This is a genomic window from Paraburkholderia sp. (assembly GCF_026225065.1).
GTDB lineage: Bacteria > Pseudomonadota > Gammaproteobacteria > Burkholderiales > Burkholderiaceae > Paraburkholderia.
Genome location: NZ_JAMFSB010000405.1, coordinates 1 through 1,740 on the forward strand (window position 1 = coordinate 1; position 1,740 = coordinate 1,740).

The window sequence follows — 1,740 nt, forward strand, 5'->3', positions numbered from 1 at the left end:
GGAGGGCCTTAACGCGATGCTCGGCGGCGGCCTGATTCCCGGCACGAATGCGCTGCTGATCTGACCATCGGGCGTAGGCAAGACCACGACCGTGGTGTGTTGCCTCATGGCGGCACTCAAGCGCGGCGAGCGTTGCATCTACTATCTCTTTGATGAAACGCTAGGCACGCTATTGATGCGTTTGAAGTCGCTCGGCATGGATCTCTCGACCTATCTCGACAATGGTTTGCTGACGTTGCGCCAGATCGATCCTGCCGAGATGTCGCCCGGCCAGTTCACCAGCGACGTGCGCGAGGCGGTGGAGGATGAAGGCGTGAGGTATGTCGCCATCGACAGCCTGAATGCGTATTTGCAGGCGATGCCCGGCGAGCGCTTCCTGCTGCTGCAAATGCACGAGTTGCTCGGCTACCTCAACCAGCGCGGCGTTGTGACGATGCTCGTGCTCGGGCAGCACGGCATTGTGGGCGAGGTGCAGACGGATATCGACATCAGCTATCTCAGCGACGTGATGGTCCTGTTCCGTTACTTCGAACATCGGGGCGAAGTGTTGACGGCGCTCGCCACTGTCAAGAGCCGTGGCAGCGCGCATGAGCGCACGATCCGCCAGTTCAGGCTCACGCAAGGCGGCGTGGAGCTAAGTGAAGCTCTGCGCGATTTCGATAGCGTGCTCGCCGGCCTGCCGTCGTATCGCGGCGACTCAACCATGCTGGGCAGCCCCGACGCGAGGGGCCGCTAAGCCGTGGAAAATCGTGTCCTGATCCTCGCCCCACGCGGCCGCGACGCGGACGTGGTCGCAGAGGTGCTGAGCAAGGATGGCCGCAACTGCGTCGCCTGCGTGAACGGCGCGATGCTGGACACCGAGCTGCGCAGCAATGCGGGAACGGCGCTGATCGCGGAAGAAGCACTGTCCGACAGCGACATGCCGCAGGTCTTCCAGTGGCTCGACCAGCAACCGACGTGGTCCGACTTTCCGCTCATCCTGCTTGCCACCAAACGCACTGAACGACGCCCGAAAGACGCGCTCGACCGGCTTGAGCTGCTGGGTAATGTCGTCGTGCTGGAGCGCCCGCTCAATGCGGAAACGTTGCGGCGCGCGGTGTCGTCGGCATTGCGGGCGCGCTTGCGGCAATACGAAGCGCGGCGTCAGCTTGCCGAGCGCGTGGAGGCGCAGGAACGGCTGCATCTGGCGCTTGCGGCAGGCCAGTTGGGATCGTGGGAACTCGATGTCGAGACGGGCGCGCTGCGCTCCACCGAAGCGTTCCGCAAGATCTATGGGCACAAGGGGCCGACGCTGGACTACGCGCAGATCATCCAGCTTGTGCATCCCGATGATCGCGAGATGCGTCAACGCGCGCTGGATAGTTGCATCGATAACAACACCAACCTGACGGTCGAATATCGCGTGATCTGGCCGGACGGCACGGTCCACTGGGTGCAGTCGCGCGGCCATCCCATGCGCGCGCCGGGCAGCAGTCCGGGGTCGACAACGACACGGATCATCGGCGTGTCGCTGGATGTCACCGACCGTCACGAAGTCAACGAGAAGATCCTCGCGAGCCAGCTCGTAGTCGAGCGTTTGAACGACACGCTGGAAAGCCGTATCGCGGAACGGACGCAGGAACTCGCGTCGGCGAACGATCAGCTGATGAAGGAGATCCACGAGCGTGCAAAGGTCCAGGCGGTGCTCGTGCAGGCGCAAAAGATGGAAGCGCTTGGGCAACTGACCGGCGGCATTGCCCA

1 protein-coding gene and 1 pseudogene are annotated in these 1,740 nt (G+C 63.2%); both read left to right on the top strand.

Going from position 1 to position 1,740, the window contains the following annotated elements:
- Positions 1 to 736: pseudogene (locus tag M0954_RS28035) on the top strand (ATPase domain-containing protein); the annotation flags it as partial.
- 3 nt (positions 737 to 739) lie between these two features.
- The coding region (locus tag M0954_RS28040; RefSeq protein ID WP_297356754.1) for a PAS domain-containing protein at positions 740 to 1,740 on the top strand (1,001 nt) is incomplete at its 3' end.